The sequence below is a fragment of the Neisseria musculi genome, assembly GCF_014297595.2.
Taxonomy (GTDB): Bacteria; Pseudomonadota; Gammaproteobacteria; order Burkholderiales; family Neisseriaceae; genus Neisseria; species Neisseria musculi.
Window position 1 is genome coordinate 2,571,346 of sequence record NZ_CP060414.2, and the last position, 16,964, is coordinate 2,588,309.

Sequence of the window (16,964 nt, forward strand, 5' to 3'; positions counted from 1 at the left end):
TGCTGTTTCATGTTAAAAAACTGCCCGCACCAAACCGGTAAATTTGATACAGGCAACTGCTAAGATCTGCACTTTTATTTTAGTTCAGGTTTAAATCAGGCGGTTACATTCCAATCGAGTGGCATTTATTTAGAATAAATGGCAATGTATTAACTTATTTGAGTATTATGATGTTTATTTTGTGGTGTTGGTGAGGGGGAGTGTACGGTTGAAAATCAGGCGGTGTTTACAGGCTCCTCACGGCGCAGCAGGGTAATGAGGCCGGTAATGCGTTGTTTCATTTCGCGACGGTCGACAATTTGGTCAATGGCACCTTTTTCAAGTAGAAATTCGGCGCGTTGGAAGCCTTCGGGCAGGGTTTCGCGCACGGTCTGTTCAATGACGCGGGGGCCGGCGAAGCCGATTAGGGCGTTGGGTTCGGCCATCACGATGTCGCCCAAAAAGGCGAAACTGGCGGATACGCCGCCCATAGTCGGGTCGGTAAGCACTGAGATAAAAGGCAGGTTTTTTTCGGAAAGCAGGTGCAGGACTGCGCTGGTTTTGGTCATCTGCATCAGTGAGTTGAGGCCTTCCTGCATACGCGCACCGCCGGATGCGGCCACACAGATGAAGGTGCAGCGATCGGCTGCGGCACGGCGCACGCCTTGTACAAAACGTTCGCCTACCACCGAACCCATCGATCCGCCGATAAAGCGGAATTCAAAAGCGGCTGCAACAACGGGCAGGCCGTTCAGCGTGCCTTTCATAACCACCAACGCATCGTTTTCGCCGGTGGATTTTCGGGCGGCGGTGAGCCGTTCGGGGTATTTTTTGCTGTCTTTGAATTTCAGTATATCAATGGGTTTGACGTTGGCACCGATTTCTTCGCGACCGTTTTCATCTAAGAGAATGTTGAGGCGTTCGCGGGCGGAAAGGGCGTTGTGGTGGCTGCATTTCGGGCATACTTGCAGGTTTTGTTGCAGCTCGGTCGAATAAAGGGTTGCGGCACACGAAGGGCATTTGTGCCACAGGCCTTCGGGCACACTGGATTCGTTTTTGCCGGCACGCTTGATTTTCGGAGGGAGGATTTTGTCTAACCAGCTCATGTTTGCTCCTTGGTTGGAAAGATTTTTTCAGACGGCCTGTGCAACGGCGTTTTTGAGTTGTTTCACCAACGCGCCGACAGCTTCGGCTTCACGGCCGGCGTTGTTTTTGATTTCCTGAACAATGCGGCTGCCCACGATGACGGCATCGGCAACAGCGGCGGTTTTGCCGGCGTTTTCAGCATTGCTGATACCGAAGCCTACACCGATGGGCAGGTCGGTATATTTGCGTAAAATCTTGATTTTACGCGAAACAGCTTCGGTATCTAACTGTGCGGAGCCGGTTACGCCTTTGAGCGACACATAATATACGAAACCGCCGGCGAGCCTGCCGATGGCGGCCATGCGTGCTTCGCCGGTGGTGGGGGCGGCCAGAAAAATGCAGTCCAAGCCGTTTTGCCGCAGGGCGTGGTGCAGCGGGGCGATGGTTTCGATGGGCGAATCTACGGTTAATACGCCGTCAACGCCTGCTTCGGCGGCGGCACGGGCAAATTGGGCATAGCCCATTTTATGCACGGGGTTGAGATAGCCCATCAATACCACGGGGGTGGTCGGGTTGGTTTGGCGGAATCCGCGCACCACTTCCAACACGTCTTTCAACGAAACGCCTTGCGCCAAGGCGCGTTCGGCAGCACGCTGGATGGTGGGGCCGTCTGCCATCGGATCAGAAAACGGCACGCCCAGTTCGATTAAATCGGCACCGTTGGCAACCATGCTGTGCATGATCGCGAGCGTGGTGCCGAGATCGGGGTCGCCGGCGGTGATATACGGAATCAGGGCTTTGTTATTGCCCAACGCGTTAAAGGTTTGCTGGATTCTGCTCATGGTTCGGAATGCGGCAGCCCGGCTTTCAGACGGCCTGAAAATAAGGAATCATAAAAAAACAAGTATAACATTGCTTTGATTTTGCCTGAACGATAATTTATCCGAATCTGCGCGCCGGGCAAAATGCAGGCAGCGCAGATTGTGCTTTCAATATTTCTTATTTTTCATTTGGTTGGGGAGTGTAGTCAGAAAGCGTTGCGGCGGTATTTTTGGTTAAAATCTGCATCTGCGGCGTTCAAAATGCTCGCAAGATGTTCAATCTTACTGCGCTTTTTGCCTGGCATCTGCGGATTTTTCCTCAAAAAACCGCTTCACAAGCATTCTGACTATACTCCCTAAGATGAAGATGCCGGATTCGGGGCTGTTTTCGGGGGAGGCGGTTATCCACCGTTTTGCGCGTAGGCGGCAAACTCGGCCTGCTTGGCTTTGGCTCTGCCCGAATCGATGGCTTCGGCAGCGGCCTGAATACCGCTTGCCAGCGAGTCGGCCACATTGCCCGCATACAGGCAGGCCGCTGCATTGAGCAGCACGATATCGCGCGCGGCTCCGGGCTCGCCGGCCAAAACGCGGTTCATCATGGCGAGCGATTCGGCACTGTTGCTGACACGTATGCTGTCGAGGTTGGGGTAGGTGGCCAGGCCGAATTGCCCGGGGGAAATATCGTATTCGCTGATGGTGCCGTGATGCAGCTCGGCCACACGGGTTGGGCCGGTAACGGTGATTTCGTCTAGGCCGTCGCTGCCGTGTACCACTAAAACGTGTTGCGAGCCGAGTTGCTGCAACACGCGCGAGAGTATGCCGCACAAGTCGATGTGGAACACGCCGAGCAGTTGGTTGGGTGCGCCTGCGGGGTTGGTGAGGGGGCCTAAAATATTGAAAATGCTTCTGAAGCCGAGCGAGCGGCGCACAGGGGCGACATGGCGCATGGCGCTGTGGTGGTTGGGGGCAAACATAAAACCGATGCCGGTATGGTCGATGCTGCTGCCCACCTGAGCGGGCGTTTGGTTGAGGTTTACGCCCATTTCTTCCAGCACGTCTGCCGCGCCGCTGGATGACGACACCGAGCGGCCGCCGTGTTTGGCCACTTTTGCGCCGGCTGCGGCGGCTGCAAACATGGCGGTGGTGGAGATGTTGAAGGTTTGGGCACCATCGCCGCCGGTGCCGACAATATCGACCAAATGGTCTGGGTCGCGCACGGGCACGGGGGTGGCAAACTCGCGCATCACGGCGGCGGCGGCGCTGATTTCGGACACGGTTTCCACTTTGATGCGCAGGCCGGTGAGAATGGCGGCCAGCTGCTCGGGCGGCACCTGCCCGCTCATAATCTGGCGCATCAGCGCGGTCATTTCGTCATAAAAAAGCTCGTTGTTGCCGATCAGGCGGGCGATGGCCTGCTGGGGGGTAATCATGACACGTTTCCTTTATATCCGGGCTTTCAGACGGCCTTGTGTTTGCGCTCGAGCCGTCTGAAAAGGAGGGCGGGAGCCTGTGCAACTGCGGCGTATTGCTTTTTGCCGATAGCTTGCGCAATCACGGCGCAGGGCTTGCCGTTATTGTGTTCAGACGGCTTGATGCGGTGTTCGGGCCGTCTGAAAACGGGCGGCGGCACGGGCGCAAACGCAGTGCGCTGCTTTTCACCGCTCCGTCAGCTTTTCAGACGGCCTCTGCCTGCATCGGCGGCCGTGTGAAAATGGAAGCCGGGTTGGTTGCAAAAGCCCGTCTGCTGTGCGTGGAACAGTTGGCGACCTGCGCGCGGCAATGGTGTATTCCTTTTCTATTCAGCTTTTCAGACGGCCTTATGTTTGCGTTTCGGCCGTTTGAAAGCCTGCAAATTCTTTTAAAAAATTATCCAGCATTTCATGCCCGTGTTCGGTGAGCAGGGCTTCGGGGTGGAACTGCACGCCCTCAACGGGCAGCGTTTTGTGGCGCACGCCCATGATTTCGCCGTCATCGGTCCAAGCGGTGATTTCCAAGCACTCGGGCAGGGTGGGGCGGTCGATAACGAGGCTGTGGTAGCGGGTGCAGGTTACGGGGTCGGGCAGGTTGCGGAACATTCCTTTGTTTAAATGATGCACGGGCGATACTTTGCCGTGCATCAGTGTTTTCGCGCGCACGATATTGCCGCCGAAGGCTTCGCCTATGGTTTGGTGGCCCAAGCAGATGCCCATCACCGGCAGCCGTCCTGCGAAATGCTGCATGGCAGCCACGGAAATGCCGGCTTCTTTGGGCGAGCAGGGGCCGGGGCCGATAACCAGATACTGCGGGTTGAGCGCGGCAATTTCTTCGAGGGTGATGCTGTCGTTGCGGAACACTTCTACATCTTGGCCGAGTTCGGCGAAATACTGCACGATGTTGTAGGTGAAGCTGTCGTAGTTGTCTATCATTAAAAGCATGGTGTTTCAGCCTGTTGTGGAGTGGGTATCCGTGCAAAGGATACGGTGTTGCCCGGCTCGGCGGAATCTGCTGCTGCTTTTATAAAGAGCCGTCTGAAACGGCCTGCCTGCCGGGGCGGTTTTCAGACGGCCTTCTCGTTGCGCTTGCCGAAACAGATAAAGCCGGCAATGCCCAACACAACCATGGGCAGGCTCAGCCATTGCCCCATCGATAAGCCCAACGTGAGCAGGCCGAGGTGGTCGTCGGGCTGGCGGGCAAACTCTGCGGTAAAGCGGAATACACCGTAGCCTGTTAGAAACACCATCGACACCTGTCCGACAGGGCGCGGTTTGCGGGCAAACAGCCACACGACAACAAACAGGCAGATGCCTTCGAGCGCAAATTGGTATAACTGCGAGGGGTGGCGCGGCAGCATACCGTGTTGCGCGAGCCATTCTGCCCATTGCGGGTTGCGGGCGGCGGCTGCGGTATCTTCATAGGCGGCTTGCGGAAAGCCCATCGCCCAAAAAGCGTTGATGTCGGTGATGCGTCCCCACAGTTCGCCGTTGATAAAGTTGCCGATGCGTCCGCTGGCCAAGCCTAAAGGCACCAGCGGGGCAACGAAATCGGCCGTGCGCCAAAAGCCGGTTTTATATTTGCGGCCGAACAGCCACATGGCAACCAACACGCCTAAAAAACCGCCGTGAAACGACATGCCGCCTTCCCACACTTTCACAATATCGGCGGGGTGTTCTATATAGTAGGAAAATTTGTAAAACAAAACATAGCCCAAACGACCGCCGAGAATCACGCCGAATACGCCCCAGGTGAGAAAATTGTCGAGCATCTCTTTGGTAAACACTTGGCCGCCCCGGTCGATGCGCCGCCTTCCCAGCCAGATAAACAGAACGAAGCCGACAATATAGCTGAGCGCATACCAGCGTACCGCCAACGGGCCGATGCTGATTAATTCGGGGCTGAACTGCGGGTGTATCATCATAAGGGAATACCTGTTTTCGGGTGGGGTGGACGGTTATTATAGCAGAGGCCGTCTGAAAAGCAGGCGCGGCCTTGCGGCGGCGCTTCGGGCATGGCCTGCTCCGCCGGCTGCTGTCCGGCTCTGCGCTTTATGCCGGCCGGTTGGGTGCGATGATATGGTGAACCCGCTTCATTTGCGTTGCGGTGTTGCCGCGCATCAGTCTGCCTTTTCTTGAGCCTGCTTGCTTTTTAGCCCTCTCAAATAGAACGGTTTTGCAGGCCGCCCGATCGGCGCTTGAACCGGTTCCGTGCCGTTTGAACGGCCTGCGGTTTGCCTCCCGCTGCCGAAATAAAGCGAGCCTGCTGCCTGAGCGCACGCCGATACCAGAGTTTTGCCGCTTTGCGGCGGCACGGGCGAACCCCGCCGCATTCGGTGGGCACGCGCTTCGGCTGCCCGTTGCCGGCAACGGGTTTGTGGCGGAATATACTGTTGCGGCAGAGGGCGGACGGGTGGGTGCCAAGCCCGCACCGCCTGCACAAAGGGCAGGACACGCCCCGCAGTGCGGGCGGTTGCAGAGGGCATCTTTTCAAGCCTTAACCGCTTCCAACCCGCCTTGACGCAAAGCGGCAGCTTGCGGTTAAATGCCGCAGCATCATCGGCCGCAGTATGCGGTATCCGTTGCTGCCGTTTCAGACGGCCTGTTCAGAAAAATATTTTGAGAAAGAGGTTTTTTATGGGTGCTTTTAATCCGATGTACGTTACCTTCGGCATCTATTTGGTTGCCGTGCTGCTGATTGGTTTGGCGGCGTATTTTTCCACCCGCAATTTTGACGACTATATTCTCGGCGGCCGCAGTTTGGGCAGCTTCGTTACCGCGATGTCGGCGGGTGCGTCCGATATGTCGGGTTGGCTGCTGATGGGCCTGCCCGGCGCGATCTACGCCTCCGGTCTGAGCGAAGCGTGGATTGCCATCGGCCTGACCGTGGGCGCGTATTTCAACTGGCTTTTGGTGGCCGGCCGCCTACGCGTACACACCGAATACAACAACAACGCGCTCACGCTGCCTGATTATTTCTTTCACCGCTTCGGTGGGGGCGGCAGGGCGATGAAAGTGATTTCTGCTGCCATCATTTTGTTTTTCTTCACGATTTATTGCGCTTCGGGCATCGTGGCCGGTGCGCGGCTGTTTGAAAGCCTGTTTGACGTAACCTACACCCAGGCCATGTGGCTGGGCGCGGGCGCAACCATTGCCTACACCTTTATCGGCGGCTTTCTGGCTGTGAGCTGGACGGATACCGTGCAGGCCACGCTGATGATTTTTGCCCTTATCATCACCCCGGTGATGGTGTATCTGGCTTTGGGCGGTGCCGATGAAATGAACGCCGCCATTCAGAGCGTGGCCGCCGCCACCGGCAAGGAATACGGCAGCCTGCTGGCCGGCACCACCCTGATGGGCATTGTTTCCACTGCCGCATGGGGCTTGGGCTATTTCGGCCAGCCGCACATTCTCGCGCGCTTTATGGCGGCCGAAAACGTGAAATCGCTGGTATCCGCCCGCCGCATCGGCATGACTTGGATGATTCTCTGCTTGGCGGGCGCGTGTGCCGTGGGCTATTTCGGCATTGCCTATTTCGGCGGCCACCCCGAACAGGCAGGCGAAATGGCAGGCAACAACGAACGCATCTTTATCGCGCTGACCACCATTTTGTTCAATCCGTGGATTGCCGGCGTGATTCTTTCGGCCATTCTCGCTGCCGTGATGTCCACCTTGTCTTGCCAGCTGCTGGTGTGTTCGAGTGCCATCACCGAAGATTTTTATAAAGGCTTTCTTCGCCCCAACGCGCCGCAGCAGGAATTGGTGTGGATAGGCCGTATTATGGTGCTGGCCGTGGCCGTGATTGCCATCATCATCGCTGCCGACCCCGAGAGCAAAGTGCTGGGGCTGGTGTCTTACGCCTGGGCGGGCTTCGGCGCCGCGTTCGGCCCGGTGGTGATTTTGTCGGTGTTCTGGAAGCGCATGACCGCCGCCGGCGCGTTGGCGGGCATGATTGCCGGTGCCGTTACCGTGGTGGCTTGGAAGCCCTTAACCGGCAGCAGCCTTTATGAAATCGTGCCCGGCTTTATCGCCTGCTTCATTGCCATTGTGGCCGTATCGCTGATGGGCAGGGTTTCCAAAGAAGTGGAAAACAAATTTGAAGAAGCCGACAAGGCTTATCAGGCCGCGAAATAACCATCAGGCTGAGAGATAACCGTCAGGCCGTCTGAAAGGTTTTTCAGACGGCCTTTTCTTGATAGATTGCACCCCGCGCAAAGGGGTGCATTCTTATATTCGGATGCTTGGTGTCATCTGGGGTTTTACAGAATATTTTGCCGGGGGGATTCGGGCGGGAGTGCATGGTTTCGATACGGCATAGGCAAGGCAACAGAGAAAGCATGAAACCGATTCTGTTACCGCTTGGGCGGCCGGTAAAACCGGCCTTTTTGCCGGGTGCGGCACCGCGGTAACAAAATAAAGGGATGATCCAAAGGGCAGGAGTTCAGACGGCCTGAGGCCTTGGCAAAATTTATTCAGGCCGTCTGAAACATTCAACCACCAATATTCAACCATTATTATGAGTTTGCAAGTCTGCTGCGCGGGAATGATGGAGCCTAAGCATTTTCAGACGGCTAAGGGTATTTTAGCCAAGGTTTCGGCCTGTTTGTTCAGACGGCCTTTCGGGCAATGCCGTAACAAGAATAAGCGTCTTGCCGCCTTGCACTGAACATGCAGAGAGCTTCCCCGTGTGCCGTTGGTTTTTTTGCGGGCCGGACGGTGCGGCGTTTTTCGGGAAGGTGGAAAACGGAATTGGTGGTGTGGAAACGGTGTGCATGATAAAACACCTCCAGTGTGTGCCAAAGGGGTTTCGCGTTTGCAGGAGATGCACTTACGCAAAGCCGTAGGATAAAGGCTCCGGTTTCGGCCGCGCGGCAGCTTTCTGATGCTAGGCCAGCGTGGCCACCAGCACGGCTTTGATGGTGTGCATACGGTTTTCGGCCTGATCGAACACCACCGATGCAGGGCCTTCAAACACCTCTTCGGTTACTTCCACGCCGTCCATGCCGAAAGTTTGGCGGATATGGTTGCCGATTTCGGTTTCGCTGTTGTGAAATGCAGGCAGGCAGTGCATAAATTTTACATCGGGGTTGCCCGAGGCCGCCATCAGCGCGGCGTTCACCTGATAGGGTGCCAACAGTTCGATGCGCTCTTTCCACACGCTTTCGGGCTCGCCCATCGACACCCACACATCGGTGTGGATATAGTCCGCGCCCTTAACCGCCTCTTGGGGGTTTTCGGTTAAGAGCAGGCGCGCGCCGCTTTTCTCGGCGGTGGCGCGGGCTTTGGCAATCAATTGTTCAGACGGCCACAAATGGCGGGGTGCGCCGATGCGCACGTCCATGCCGAGAATGGCACCGCCCAACAGCAGCGAATTGCCCATGTTGTAGCGTGCATCGCCCACATAGGCATAGATGGTTTGGCGCAGCGGCTTGCGGCAGTGTTCGCGCATGGTGAGCATATCGGCCAGAATCTGAGTGGGGTGGAACTCGTTGGTCAGGCCGTTATACACGGGCACGCCGGCATATTCGGCCAATTCTTCCACGATTTCCTGGCCGTAGCCCCGGTATTCGATAGCGTCATACATACGCCCCAACACGCGGGCGGTGTCTTTGATGCTTTCTTTGTGGCCGATCTGGCTGGCTGCCGGCTCGAGATAGGTAACGTTTGCGCCCTGGTCGTGGGCGGCCACTTCAAACGCGCAGCGGGTGCGGGTAGAGGTTTTTTCGAAAATCAGCGCGATATTTTTACCCGTCAGCCTGCGCTTTTCGCTGCCGTTTTTTTTGGCGGCTTTCAACTCGGCGGCAAGATCGAGCAGATATTCGATTTCTTCGGGGGTGTAATCCAACAGTTTCAGAAAATGGCGGTTTTTGAGGTTCATGGTGGTTGCTTTCTTGGTGGGTTTCAGACGGCCTTCTGAACGACAACGGTTTGCTTGGGATAGTAATGGATTTCTGCCGTTCCTACAAACCGTTGCGCAACGGTTTTTGATGGAAATTCAATAGTGGCTGAAATTTAACACGGACAAGGCGACGAAGCCGCAGACAGTACAGGTAGTACGGAACCGATTCTGTTGCCGCTTCAGCGGCTTACAAAATCGTTCTCTTTGAGCTAAGGCGAGGCAACGCTGTACATGTTAAATCTAAGCCACTATAAAACTGCTTTCAAACGGTAAAGGCTGGTGGTTTCCCTGCTGCGCGCGAATGCCAGCGGGTCGGCGGCATCGGCGGCCTTGCGGTGCGCGGGCGCCGTTTGCAGAACGCCCGCCACGGCCAGCGAGGCCGCTTGAAAACATTGCCGCAGAAAATCCGGCTCGCGCAGGTGCAGGTGTTCGGCCAAATCCGACATCACCAGCCATGCCTCGCCGTTGGGGTTCAACCGTTCGCGCACGCCGTTTAAAAAGCCTTTCAGCATGGCGTGGCCGGGATCGTAAAGCGCGGTTTCAACGGCGGAAGTGGGTTTGGCGGGCAGCCACGGCGGATTGCAGACGATTAAATCGGCGCACCCCTGCGGGAACAAATCGGTTTCTTCAACCTGCACGCGCCCGCCATATCCCAACCGCCCAATATTGGCGCGGGCGCAGGCGGCGGCGCGCGGATTATTGTCGGTGGCGGTGATGCAGGGAATGCCGCGCGCGGCCAACAGGGCGGCAATCACGCCCGAGCCCGTGCCGATATCGAACGCGCTTTCGCAAGGTTGGGGCAGCGGCGCGCGGGCAATCAGGCCGAGATATTCGCCGCGCAGCGGTGAAAATACACCGAACGGCACATAAACGGCGGCATCAAGCTCCGGCACGAACACGCCTTTTTTGTGCCACTCGTACGCACCGATAAAACCCAGCAACTGATTGAGCGGCAGCAGGAAAGGCTTGCTGTTCGGCCTGCTGTACACATCGGCCAGCGCGCTGCGAACATCCGGCGCGCGCGGCAGCTTGAGCGTAAACCCCGCTCCGATTTCTACCGCCAGCATATTCAGCATACGGCTGGTTTGCGCCTGCCGCATACGGTGGCGGTGAAAAGCCGTCTGAATCTCCGCCTGCCGGGCAGCGGGCTTGCGCACGCGCTTTTTTACCGCTGCCAACACCTGCTTGGCATGGTGGAAATCGCCCGTCCACACCGTAGCCGTGTCTGCATAAGCCTGCTTCAAAACCGCAGCCGCGCCGCATTCGTGCAGATAAACCGCCCGTTTCGGCGGCTTCTGTGTACTTTCGTTGCGCCATTCGGCGGTTTCGCGGTCGGTGGGGATGAAAACAGTCATGGCTTGGCGTGAACGCAAACTAAAGGAAGCAAGTTTACTATATTTGACCGGCCGCGTTTGCGGTTTCCTAACGCCCGCCCGTCTTTGCCGGAGCAGGCAATAAAGGCCGGAACCTTGGCAAAATACCCTTAATGCCGTCTGAAATGCTTAAATCCCGTCATTGGCTTTGAAGTCCGCTGCGCTCCTCCACGCAGGCGGGAATCCAGTTGTTTTTTATAATTTATAAATTGTTGAAATAAAACACTTGATGGTTTTGAGGCTGGATTTCCGCCTGCGCGGGAATGACGATAATTGAATATTTCAGACGGCCTGATGAGTTTTGCAAAGGTTTCAGGCCGTCTGAAAAGAAAAGGCCGTCTGAAAAAGCCGGCAATACAAAAGCAGCATTGCTGTGGTTTTCAGACGTCCTTTTGCCTGCTACCCGAGAATAACTGCCCGAAATGAACCAACCCAAAAACCCGGATAGTTTAATCAAGCAGCTACCGAGACCTGAATCCCGTATTGGACGGGCTCAGGCCTTTTCTTCGGGGTCGTTGAGGGCATTGATGCTGTAACCGCCATCAACATAGGTGATTTCGCCGGTGATGCCCGAGGCCAGATCGGAAAGCAGGAAAGCGGCGGTGTTGCCCACTTCTTCGATGGTAACGTTGCGGCCGAGCGGGTTGTGCGAGGCCACATGGCCGAGCAGTTTGCTGAAATCGGCAATGCCCGAGGCGGCCAGGGTTTTAATCGGACCGGCAGAAATGCCGTTGCAGCGTATGCCTTCCCTGCCCAGGCAGGCAGCGGTAAAGCGGATGCCTGCTTCCAGGCTGGCTTTGGCCATGCCCATCACGTTGTAGTGAGGAATCGCGCGCACTGCGCCCAGATAGGTGAGCGCGACAATCGAACCGTTGCGCCCCTGCATCATCGGGCGGGCAGCTTTAGCCAGCGCGGGCAGGCTGTAGGCGGAAACTTCGTGGGCGATTTTGAAGGCCTCGCGGCTGATGCTGTCTAGAAAATCGCCGTCTAAGGCTTCGCGCGGAGCAAAACCGATAGAATGAACCAATCCGTCCAGGCCGTCCCAAGCTTTGCCTAAGTCGGCGAAGGTTTGCGCGATTTCTTCATCGCTCTGCACATCGCAGCGGAACACCAGTTCGGAGCCCAATTCTGCAGCCATTTTGCGCACACGTTCTTCCAGTTTGTCCACCACATAGGTAAACGCCAGATCCGCACCTTGTTGGCGGCAGGCTTTGGCAATGCCGTAAGCGATAGAACGCTCGGAAATCATGCCGGTGATGAGGATTTTTTTACCTTGCAAAAAGCCCATGTTGATTATCCTTAAGTAGAGGTTTTGCGGTTTTTAAAAACCGTGGATTATATCAAAATACCCGCTTTCGGCATAGAAAACAGGTGTTTTGGCGTTTGACGGTTTTAAAGTTTCAGACAGTCTTTGCCAGGTTTTCTCTAACTCTGAACCATAACCCCGGCGCAATTTGAATTTTTGATTGAATTAGGGGACTGTATTAGATTATCCCCAAATACCACACCAAACCCGTAGAACTTTTAACTGCTCTTTGGGCGTGCCAAAGTTAAAACGAAATTCACACTCTTTCAAGAGTAACGGAAAGGATTGACGGCCAATTCCATTATATTTTCGTAGAACGCGCTTTGTCTGATTTCGGAAATTTTCAATGCTGTAGATGGTTTTGACGGTCTGCGAAGATCTGCGAATGATTGATACGGTGATGGGTAAATCCACCCACATCAAGCACATCACAGCTTTTATAACAATCGGTACAGACAATGTTGTCAGGCTTTAACAACAGGAAGCAAAGTATTTCTCTTGGTGTTTTCAACTACGATAAAAATTTTGCCGTTACGTTGCATAATACCAAAGACGGCAACTTTAACTTGTAGCTCTGTGACCGTGTTTTCCTTTACGTTGTCCGCCTAAATAACTTTCATCCAGCTCAATGGAACTGTCAAAAACTTCGTCTTTGCTTGGTTTACAGTTTGTTATCTTCATTTTTCTGGGTGGACATAACTGCTAATCTAAGTACAGTTCATGTAATTATTTAGTTGTTTTTCCGTCCGCCGGCAGCCGTTTTATCGGAGTTAAAGCCGTTGGATACGCTGCTTGAGCTCGGCAATTCTGTTTTTAAGTTTGGATATGCGGGTGTGCCGGATTACTAAAACGCATGAAGTGGTGAGCAGTAAAAACAGGATTGTGCCGCCGGTTTGGTAATCGCCGAAATCTTTAAGCTGCATGATGTTACCGGCTCCTGCCATAATCGGAGTGGCGGGTGCCGCTAAAATCACAAACATCACGCTGCATACGGCCAGGCATGAAAACAGCAGCATCATGCCGGTTTTCAGCCGCCAGTTTTTGAAGCGCGCGATGGTCAAGCCGATAGCCGCCAACACGGCGGCTGCTGCTGAAAAAGCCAATAAAGCCGACCATTTGTCCACAATGGTTTGGGTGGAAATAAAGGCGGTCAGCCCCAGCATATAAAAACAGAAAACGGCGCCACAGAAAAATATCATACTCAAGAAATTACGCATTACCTATTCCACCGGAAGTTTGAAAATAAAAATGTGTACGGGAGCGGAACAAAAAATACACGATGCAGGCAAAAAGCACCACTCCGTAAAGCAGCATGGGTTGGTTGGGTGACACCGACAGATTAAATATGATGCCTGCCGTGCCATAGGCCACATACAGCCACCGCCCCCAGTTTTTGGCATGCAGCATGGCTGTGCCGGCCAGGGTGTTCAGCATTGATCCCGAATATGCGGCGGTATAAGTATAAATGCCTATCGGAAACGGAATGTGGCAGATAATTTCCTGCATTTCGGGGTTGTGTCCGGTTGCCAGCATGGCCAGGGTGCATAATGCCGAAGAAACGATTAAGAACCAGGCAAGAACCGTTACAAAAAGCGGTCGTTTCATAAGTTATCTAAAAAATACATTTTTTAACAAAATAATTATGCCAAATAAATTACAATTGTGATTGTTTTTTAGATAAACGGTTAAATACGGGTGTAAAGGTTGTCGGAATATTCCGGATAGGGTAAGCCGCCTTTTAAGCGAAATCGGTTGGTAATGAAGATGGCGGCATTTGGGGTGTTTTATTTTATTTTCATAAAATACAAAAGTATGCAGATAGTTGTATCTGCGTTTTAACGCATGGGTTAATAGTGTGCCAGTTATGCAGGCATACCGGCAAGATGTGGTTTTTATCTGATTTCATAAATATATGATGTTGTATATTTACCACTTTTCCATTTGTCAAATAACATTGACGCATCTTTTGGTTGTTTATTTTGTTGTGTAACGGAAAACATTGTTTATCGTTTTTTAACGAAGCTCGACCTGAATTTATCGGTTGGTTTTGCATAAACAAATATTTTTCAGACGGCCTAGACGTGGTTGTTCTTGCAGTCCGGCAGCGTTTTAACAAAAATCCGAATAAATTTTGATTATTTTCACAAAACCGCAGATTGGGGCAATAGGAGGTGTACAGAAGGCGGTTATGGCGGTTTAACGGTACACAAATCATTCAGGTAGGGGGAATGCCGCGCGGTGCGGTAAAAAAGCGTTGGTTGGAGGATGCTTTGCATTACAATACGCATTTTTCCGGCCGTGCCGACTATGGAATTGTTTTGGCTTTATGCCGCTTTGGCTGCGTCTGCTTTTACTTCCGCCACCATTTTGCCGGGCACGTCTGAAGCCGCTTTTACTGCTTTCGTTATCCGCCATCCTGAATCTTGGTTGGGTGCGTGGTTGGTGGCGGGCGTTTGCAACGCGGCGGGCAGTATTTTATCGTATGGTATGGGCAGGCTGCTGCCCGATAAGCGAAGGCCGTCTGAAAAAATATTTCAGTTTCTGAGCCGATACGGTATTTGGACGCTGCTTTTGGCTTGGGTGCCTGTTGTGGGAGACGGCCTGCCGCTTGCCGCAGGTTGGCTGCGCCTGAATGCTTGGAAGTGCGGCCTGGCTTTGACGGCGGGCAAACTGTTGCGCTACGGCGTTTTACTCGGCGGCATACAGGGGGGCGGTGCAGTGTTTGCCGCATAAAGCAAACGGCTGTTATTTTGTTATTATCGTTGACCGGCCGGTTTGGGTTGCATCGCTGCCTGCCTTGGCATACCGGCAGAGCCGGCAGGATGTGTTGCACGATATATGAACTATATTATTGAATCTGCATGATTTTCGGTATGAGGCGGCAGGTTTCAGGTCTCGCAGTACTACTATATGAAATAGGTTTTGTTGCTGCTTGGGCAGCTTGTAAAACCATTTCTTTGGGCGGCAAACCGCAGCAACGCGGTAACAGAAATGAAGCAGGTTCACGATACTTGCCGCTCTCTGTGGTTTGCCGCCTTGTGTTTGCCTTGGCGATTCGCTATAAAAATGGTGTTTGAGGTGCGGCATGGCTGCCTTATATCGAACAAATATTTATTATTGGCCGGAATCTTTGCAAAATCTGCTCAGGCCGTCTGAATGGCCGATCACGCTGCCGGCAGCGGCGGTGCCTGAATTGGGGCGGTGCGTCCTTGGCTTTAAAAGGTTTTGGCTATGCGGAGCGGGCAGGCAAGCCTTGGAAAACGGCACAATGCCGCAAATTTAACAGCCTTAGGCCGTCTGAAAAAAGATTGGGAACACAATAGGCCGTCTGAAAAACAGGATAAATACTATGCCGAATTTTTTACCCGAACCCGCCCTGCCTTACGGGGAGCAAAACAAAACCGCTGTGTTGCTGATGAATCTCGGCACACCGGACAAGCCGACAGCTGCGGCGGTGAAGCCGTATCTGCGTGATTTTTTGTCTGACCACCGCGTGGTTGAGTTGCCCAAACCTTTATGGCAGCCGATATTGCACGGTGTGGTGCTGACCCTGCGTCCGAAAAAAAGTGCCCACGGTTATGAGAAGGTGTGGCTGCCGGAAGGCTCGCCGTTGGCTGTTTATACAGCAAGGCAGGCGGCTCTGCTGGGGCAGCGGCTGCCGGATATCGTCGTGCGCCATGCCATGAGCTACGGAAATCCCGGTGTGCCGCAGGTTTTGCGCGAACTGAAAGCGCAGGGAGTGGCGCAAGTGCTGGTTGTGCCGCTCTATCCTCAATATGCTGCCTCCAGCACGGGCGCGGCGCTCGACAAAGTGTTTGGCGAACTGTTACGGCAGCGCAACCAAATGAGTGTGCGTACTGTGTCGCGTTTTTATAACGATGCAGGCTATATCGCCGCCATGAAGCAGCATGTCGAATCTTATTGGGCGCAGCACGGGCGGGGCGGCAAACTGATGCTGAGTTTTCACGGCATTCCTCAGAAAAACAGCGATGACGGCGACCCCTATCCCCATGAATGCCGCGAAACCGCCCGTTTGTTGGCAGAGGCTTTGTCGATCGGCGAAAACGATTATGTGGTTTCGTTCCAAAGCCAGTTTGGAAAAGCCAAATGGGTGGGGCCGGGCACGCAGGAACTGTTTGACAGCCTGCCCCAACAGGGCGTGGTTGATTTGGATGTGTTTTGCCCGGGCTTTGTCAGCGACTGCCTCGAAACAATGGAAGAAATTGCCATTGCCGGCCGTGAGCAGTTTCATGAAGCAGGCGGCCGCCAATACCGGTATATCCCCTGCCTGAATACCGATACGGTATGGATGGATGCCTTAACCTCGCTGGTGGAGCGCAACCTGCAAGGCTGGCGTTAAAGCAGGTGTTTTCAGACGGCCTGAGCTTTTCCGACCAACTTGGGCGGCGGGTAAAAACAGTATTAACCGGCTTTGTAATATATTGAAATCGCGGCCACCGCCCTAACTTGCTTGAGCAGCCCGTTTGCGCGACAATAGCTGCAAACTATCACAATCAAGGAAGCACATCATGTCAGAAGAAACCCCCATCATCTTTACCGAAAGTTGCTGCGCCAAAGTGGCCGACTTAATCGCCGAAGAAAACAACCCTGATTTGAAACTGCGTGTTTTTGTGAACGGCGGCGGTTGCTCAGGTTTTCAATACGGCTTTACTTTTGATGAAATCAAAAACGATGATGATTTTGAAATCGAAAAAAACGGCTTAATTTTTTTAGTAGATCCAATGAGCTATCAATATTTGCTGGGCGCGGAAATCGACTACACCGAAAGCCTGCAAGGTTCGCAATTCGTTATCCGCAACCCGAATGCAACCACCACCTGCGGCTGCGGTTCATCATTTTCTGTTTGATTTCCGACACCATAATCGCGCCTACAAGCCTGAAAACAGAAAAATCGGAGGTTTCGGCTTTGTGTTAAATCAATTTCTGTTGCCTGCGGCAAGTTGTAAGGGCGAAATAATCCACAGAAATATATATGCTTAATTTATAATTTTAAGCATTACTTTTTCAAAG

The 16,964-nt window shown here is 53.8% G+C and carries 18 protein-coding genes and 1 pseudogene; 6 read left to right on the top strand and 13 right to left on the bottom strand.

All coding sequences use genetic code 11. The features are described 5' to 3' along the window. Window positions 1-215 precede the first annotated feature (215 nt). The 6 genes from accD to lgt all read right to left on the bottom strand — a co-directional run bounded on the left by accD (window position 216) and on the right by lgt (window position 5,280). A complete protein-coding gene (accD, locus tag H7A79_RS13240; RefSeq protein ID WP_187000502.1) occupies window positions 216-1,085 on the bottom strand; it encodes an acetyl-CoA carboxylase, carboxyltransferase subunit beta in 870 nt (289 codons plus the stop codon). Between the two features lie 27 nt (window positions 1,086-1,112). Then, window positions 1,113-1,907 carry a tryptophan synthase subunit alpha gene (trpA, locus tag H7A79_RS13245; protein WP_187000503.1) on the bottom strand — a complete coding sequence of 265 codons (795 nt, stop codon included), beginning with the start codon at window positions 1,905-1,907 and terminating at the stop codon, window positions 1,113-1,115. Window positions 1,908-2,287: 380 nt separating this feature from the next. Continuing rightward, the gene (gene trpD, locus H7A79_RS13250; protein WP_187000504.1) at window positions 2,288-3,316 is read right to left on the bottom strand and encodes an anthranilate phosphoribosyltransferase; all 1,029 of its coding nucleotides are present in this window, start codon (window positions 3,314-3,316) and stop codon (window positions 2,288-2,290) included. Between the two features lie 26 nt (window positions 3,317-3,342). Continuing rightward, the gene (locus tag H7A79_RS13255) at window positions 3,343-3,516 is read right to left on the bottom strand and encodes a hypothetical protein (protein WP_187000505.1); all 174 of its coding nucleotides are present in this window, start codon (window positions 3,514-3,516) and stop codon (window positions 3,343-3,345) included. Window positions 3,517-3,703: 187 nt separating this feature from the next. After that, window positions 3,704-4,300, bottom strand: a complete 597-nt coding sequence (locus H7A79_RS13260; RefSeq protein WP_135035951.1) for an aminodeoxychorismate/anthranilate synthase component II — start codon at window positions 4,298-4,300, stop codon at window positions 3,704-3,706. Between the two features lie 122 nt (window positions 4,301-4,422). Continuing rightward, window positions 4,423-5,280, bottom strand: a complete 858-nt coding sequence (lgt, locus tag H7A79_RS13265; protein ID WP_187000506.1) for a prolipoprotein diacylglyceryl transferase — start codon at window positions 5,278-5,280, stop codon at window positions 4,423-4,425. Window positions 5,281-5,732: 452 nt separating this feature from the next. On the opposite strand from lgt, the gene H7A79_RS13270 reads away from it, so the two are divergent. Then, window positions 5,733-5,876 carry a hypothetical protein gene (locus H7A79_RS13270; protein ID WP_353663623.1) on the top strand — a complete coding sequence of 48 codons (144 nt, stop codon included), beginning with the start codon at window positions 5,733-5,735 and terminating at the stop codon, window positions 5,874-5,876. A gap of 116 nt (window positions 5,877-5,992) precedes the next feature. After that, window positions 5,993-7,489 (top strand): sodium/proline symporter PutP, encoded by a 1,497-nt coding sequence (gene putP / locus H7A79_RS13275; protein WP_187000507.1) that lies wholly within the window; start codon window positions 5,993-5,995, stop codon window positions 7,487-7,489. Window positions 7,490-8,240: 751 nt separating this feature from the next. On the opposite strand, the gene argF is transcribed toward putP, so the two are convergent. From argF to H7A79_RS13310, 7 genes and pseudogenes are all read right to left on the bottom strand, one after another. Next, a complete protein-coding gene (gene argF, locus H7A79_RS13280) occupies window positions 8,241-9,233 on the bottom strand; it encodes an ornithine carbamoyltransferase (RefSeq protein ID WP_135035963.1) in 993 nt (330 codons plus the stop codon). Window positions 9,234-9,502: 269 nt separating this feature from the next. Continuing rightward, window positions 9,503-10,609, bottom strand: a complete 1,107-nt coding sequence (locus H7A79_RS13285) for a methyltransferase (protein ID WP_187000508.1) — start codon at window positions 10,607-10,609, stop codon at window positions 9,503-9,505. Between the two features lie 220 nt (window positions 10,610-10,829). Further along, window positions 10,830-11,084: a hypothetical protein gene (locus tag H7A79_RS13290; RefSeq protein ID WP_187000509.1), complete on the bottom strand. Its 255-nt coding sequence runs from the start codon at window positions 11,082-11,084 to the stop codon at window positions 10,830-10,832. 36 nt (window positions 11,085-11,120) lie between these two features. Then, window positions 11,121-11,915, bottom strand: a complete 795-nt coding sequence (fabI, locus tag H7A79_RS13295) for an enoyl-ACP reductase FabI (protein ID WP_135035970.1) — start codon at window positions 11,913-11,915, stop codon at window positions 11,121-11,123. A gap of 201 nt (window positions 11,916-12,116) precedes the next feature. Continuing rightward, window positions 12,117-12,584 (bottom strand): annotated as a pseudogene (locus tag H7A79_RS13300) (IS1595 family transposase); the annotation flags it as partial. 119 nt (window positions 12,585-12,703) lie between these two features. Further along, window positions 12,704-13,096, bottom strand: a complete 393-nt coding sequence (locus H7A79_RS13305) for a hypothetical protein (protein ID WP_135035973.1) — start codon at window positions 13,094-13,096, stop codon at window positions 12,704-12,706. Window positions 13,097-13,142: 46 nt separating this feature from the next. Continuing rightward, window positions 13,143-13,538: a hypothetical protein gene (locus tag H7A79_RS13310; protein ID WP_135035976.1), complete on the bottom strand. Its 396-nt coding sequence runs from the start codon at window positions 13,536-13,538 to the stop codon at window positions 13,143-13,145. 702 nt (window positions 13,539-14,240) lie between these two features. On the opposite strand from H7A79_RS13310, the gene H7A79_RS13315 reads away from it, so the two are divergent. From H7A79_RS13315 to erpA, 4 genes are all read left to right on the top strand, one after another. Further along, window positions 14,241-14,666 (top strand): YqaA family protein, encoded by a 426-nt coding sequence (locus H7A79_RS13315; protein WP_187000510.1) that lies wholly within the window; start codon window positions 14,241-14,243, stop codon window positions 14,664-14,666. Window positions 14,667-14,794: 128 nt separating this feature from the next. Then, window positions 14,795-15,010, top strand: a complete 216-nt coding sequence (locus H7A79_RS13320; protein WP_135035982.1) for a hypothetical protein — start codon at window positions 14,795-14,797, stop codon at window positions 15,008-15,010. A gap of 272 nt (window positions 15,011-15,282) precedes the next feature. Further along, a complete protein-coding gene (hemH, locus tag H7A79_RS13325) occupies window positions 15,283-16,293 on the top strand; it encodes a ferrochelatase (RefSeq protein WP_135035985.1) in 1,011 nt (336 codons plus the stop codon). A 169-nt stretch (window positions 16,294-16,462) separates the two neighbouring features. Then, on the top strand, window positions 16,463-16,801 hold the full coding sequence (gene erpA, locus H7A79_RS13330; protein WP_135035988.1) for an iron-sulfur cluster insertion protein ErpA: 339 nt from the start codon (window positions 16,463-16,465) through the stop codon (window positions 16,799-16,801). The last annotated feature ends 163 nt before the right edge of the window (window positions 16,802-16,964 follow it).